Source organism: Streptomyces sp. NPDC007971, from assembly GCF_042958635.1.
Taxonomy (GTDB): Bacteria; Actinomycetota; Actinomycetes; order Streptomycetales; family Streptomycetaceae; genus Streptomyces.
This window is the reverse complement of the sequence record NZ_JBIBJK010000069.1, coordinates 1-4008: the sequence shown is the minus strand read 5'-3', so window position 1 is coordinate 4008 and position 4008 is coordinate 1. Positions and strand designations below refer to the sequence as shown.

Here is a 4008-nt window from a genome sequence, read left to right as displayed (position 1 = left end):
GAGACGTCAGACATCTCGATCAACAGCTCGGGGGCCTCGCTCGTTGCGCTTCAGGACCCGTCACCCGATCGGTGGCCAACTCGAAGAAGCTCAGTGAACTTCTTCAGCGCCGCCCAGCCGCGCGCCCAGTCCTGCTTCTCCGTGTCGATCACGTTGAAGCTGACCCAGTCCGCGACCATCACCGGATCACGCGGAACCGCGAAACGGAGCAACAGACGAGATTCTTCCTCACCGTCCTCGGGCGCCGCACCGATGTTCACGGACGGCTGCGCCACGTCCTTCTGCGGCTCCTGCGGAATCGCGAGCAATTCCACGGCCTCTTCATCATGAGCCCGAAGACCTTCGAGTACCTTCACCAAAGGCCGATACGATGCCGAGGTGAACATGTCTTCCGGCCTCTCTCCCGGCTGGAGAAAAACCGGCACGATCAAAGAAGCCAATTTCCCTTGCCCCGGCTTCTGCCGCAAAGCGCGCCCGATGGCCTGCACGATGTCGTGCGGCGCACCCTTCGGGTCCAACACGCGCTCGACGGCCTGGCGTGTCTCGGTGTCACACACGTGCCAGTAGCGCTCCATCGACAGGGGCGAGAGGTGTCCCAGGAGGCGCTGGACGACGTCCCGGTCCACTCCGCTGCGCAGCCACGTGGTCGCGGCGGAGTGGCGCAGCATGTGGGGGCGGAAGGGGTGGTCGGCTTCCCGGGCCAGGCGGTCGAACATGCCCTTGGTATTGGGGTAGGACATCGGCCGGCCCACCGGCGGGCGGAAGAGGTTGACGAAGACCATGTCGCCGCCATCCGCGCCGGCGGTGTGGCGCTCGTACTGGTAGTCGGTGTACAGGCTGGTCAGGTCGGCGGTGACCGGCACGATCCGTGGAGAGCGGGACTTGGCCAGTGCGCGGTTGGGGTTGTCGGTGCGGCGGCGGACACCGCCCTGCGCGACCGCCTCACCGGGCTCGAAGACGACCTCGCAGCGGCTCGCACCAGCCTGCGCCGCATGATCCGCACCGAGAACACCACCGCCCAGTGACAGCCGCCCCCGCGGCGCCCAGCTCAAGCCCAGTCCAGGCCCAGCTCAGCCAGCACCTGCCGCCTGTCCTCGGTGAGCTTCGCGCGCCTCGACTTCGTGTTCGACAGGAACACGCCGAGTTTGACCTCAGTTCCGTCACCGAGCCGCTCGACGTGGGCCCTGGAGACGGTCAGAGAGCCCTCGCGGGCCTTGTACTGCGCCAGGGCCGCTACACCCCGCTCGAAGGCGCTCATAGGCGCCGTAGACGGCTTCGCGGGCTCCTCCGGCTGCGGGGCCAGCGGCACGATGCCGAGCTGCTCCAGGCGCTCGCGCTGCCCGTCCGTCAGGGCCTCCCAGACCTTCGGCTTGCGCTGCCGGGCCAGCCACTTCCCGATGTCCATGCCGTGGACCGTGAACCCGGGCAGAACCTCCACCACGCCGGCCTGGCCTTCTTCGTCGGCCACCAGCTCACGCAGCGCGGCGTAGTGCCGTTGCCACTCGGCCGACCACGACGGGTTCCAGTCCTCGTCGATCTCCTTCAACGCGGCTTCCCACTCCGCCTTGCCGGCCAGCGCACCCGGGCGGCGCAGGTTGGACAGCCACTGCCCGATCGGCTTGTCCAGCATGGTCGCGGTGCGGGGCGCGCACAGTGTCCAGTGCTGGTCGTAGTACGCCTTCGCGGCCTGAAGGTTCTCCTGGAACCGCTCATCGGCCACCGACCACACCATGCCGAGCCGCTCCAGCCGCTGCGCGCGCTGCCCGCTCATCTCCCCGGCCCCGTAGGCACGCCGCTGCTCCGCCACCCACTGCCCAAGGGGTGTCGCACCCTCCCGGTGCCCGTACGGCACCCTCGCGCTCCCGACCCGCTCGACGTACGCCTTCAGCTTCGCCCAGCCGCGCGCCCAGTCCTGCCGCTCGGTGTCGATCACGTTGAAGCTCACCCAGTCCGCGATCATCGCCGGGTCACGCGGAGCGGCAAAACGCAGTAGTAGACGGGATTCGTCCTCGCCTTCCTCGGGCGGCGGACCGATATAGGTGGACGGCTGCGCTACGTCCTTCTGCGGCTCCTGCGGAATCGCCAGCAGCTCGATGGCCTCTTCATCGTGAGCACGCAGACCTTCAAGGACCTTCACCAAAGGCCGGTACGATCCCGAGGTGAACATGTCTTCCGGCTTCTCACCGGGCTGAAGGAACACCGGCACGATCAAAGAGGCAAGTTTTCCCTCTCCCGGCTTTTGACGGAGAGCCCGACCGATGGCCTGAACGATGTCATGCGGTGCGCCCTTGGGGTCCAAAAGAGCGACACTATCCACCGCTCTGATATCGACGCCTTCCCCCAAAACGCGACAGTTCGAAAGCACCGCCCGCCGCGCCGTCGTACCGAAGCCGCCCAGCACTTCCCGCCGGCGCTCCGGGACGTGCTCACCGCACAGCCAGTCCACCCAGATCTTCGCCGGGTACTTCTCGGGCTCGTTGGCGTGCAGCTTCGCCGCAACGCGCTCAAGGCCCTCCGCGTACGCCTGTGCCTCTATCGTCCGGTGGTGGAAGGTGATGCACGTGCTGAGGTTGTGCTGCGCCATGGTGTGCAGGAGCGCGGCCTGGAGGGCTCCGAGGCGCTGTCCGCGGACTTCCTCGGTGTGCCGTTCCTCGCCCATCAGCCGCTCGGGCGTGACGACCGGGTCCTTCAGCTCCAGGACGATGATCTGGTACCGCGCAAGCAACCCGCGCGAGACGGCTGACGCGAGCGAGAGCTTGTAGAGGACGGGCCCGAAGACCTTCTCGTCGTCCATGGAGGCCGCCATCTCGCGCGGCAGCGGATCGCGCACCCCTTCGGCGACCTCACGGTTGAGGCGCTCCTCCCAGATCCGCGGTGTCGCCGTCAGGTACAGCCGGCGGCGCGAGGGGATGACGCCCTGGTTGTGGACGTCGGCCCACGCCTTACCCATCGAGCCCGAAGTTCGGTGGGCCTCATCGACCACCGTGAGGTCCATCGGCGCCAGCTGCTGCCCGTAGGCGCCCTCGAACGCCTCCGCCAGGACACCGAGGCTGGCGTACGTCCCGAAGATGGTGACGGGCCCCTGGCCGTGCCACAGAGCCAGCTGCACAGGGTTCGTGGTGGAGCGCACCTTGAGGTTCCACAGCTCCGGGTCGTCCTGGAGCGAGCACACCGCAACCGCCGGCCCCGTATGCCCGGCCGCATGCCACGCCTGCACCGTCTGGGTCAGAAGGTCCAGCGTCGGCACCAGCACGAGAATGCGGCCCTTGGGGACAAGCCGCTTTGCCGACGCCGCCGCAATGATGGTCTTTCCCGTCCCACACGCGGCGTGCACCTGACCGCGCAGGCCATCGACGGGAATACCGCCCGGCGGAATATCGAGACCGTGCACAATGGCGGCAACTGCCTCGATCTGATGGTCACGCAGTTTCACGGCCATGCCCCGTGTTCTCCTCTTCGCGGAATGCGGCACGTAATCAGAAAGGGAATCCCGGCGCAAGGTGCACGACGCTGAGGATGTGGTGTCTGATCCCAGACTCTACACAGCGCCGACCCGTGATGCATCACCGCGCGCCAACTTCACCCCCAGGGGTTACGCATGACTCAATCTCACCCATGGACGGCCGCTTGTCCTGTATGCTGGCAGGGCGTTGGTGAACGTGTCGGGGCGGTTTCGTGGTGGGGGAGAGGTTCGGGTGGAGCGCAGCGGAGCCCGTCACTGCGGTGGGGCCCGCGCCCGATCGGGCCGACGGGCCGTCACCTCCGTTGCTGGGGTGAAGGCTGGGAATCCCAAGCCCTACACAGCCCGCACGTGATGCACCGCCCCTCGCAGCCAGCCAACAAGTCCCCGCTTGCGGGGACTTCATAATTCGCGCGAAGCGTGAATTGACACGTCTTTAGAATTCCGCTTGCGGAATTCAATTCCCCCGCTGGCGGGGGAATTTGGCGGAGCGTCAGCGGAGCCTTTCACTTTCCGGCGGCTTGCCGCCGGAGGACCCGCTCCGCGGG

General features: G+C 67.2%; 2 protein-coding genes. Both read right to left on the bottom strand.

Features of this window, described 5'->3' with window-relative positions; genetic code table 11:
- Positions 1-50: 50 nt before the first annotated feature.
- Positions 51-1052 carry a tyrosine-type recombinase/integrase gene (locus tag ACFZCP_RS45755; RefSeq protein ID WP_391443197.1) on the bottom strand — a complete coding sequence of 334 codons (1002 nt, stop codon included), beginning with the start codon at positions 1050-1052 and terminating at the stop codon, positions 51-53.
- Entirely contained in the window at positions 1049-3439 is a 2391-nt protein-coding gene (locus tag ACFZCP_RS45750; RefSeq protein ID WP_391443194.1) for a Helicase associated domain protein, read from the bottom strand. The genes ACFZCP_RS45755 and ACFZCP_RS45750 overlap by 4 nt, the downstream gene beginning before the upstream one ends.
- Positions 3440-4008 lie beyond the last annotated feature (569 nt).

Coding starts and splice junctions, on each gene's coding strand:
- ACFZCP_RS45750 (WP_391443194.1), bottom strand. CDS start 3,439: ATGGCCGTGAAACTGCGTGACCATCAGATCGAGGCAGTTGCCGCCATT.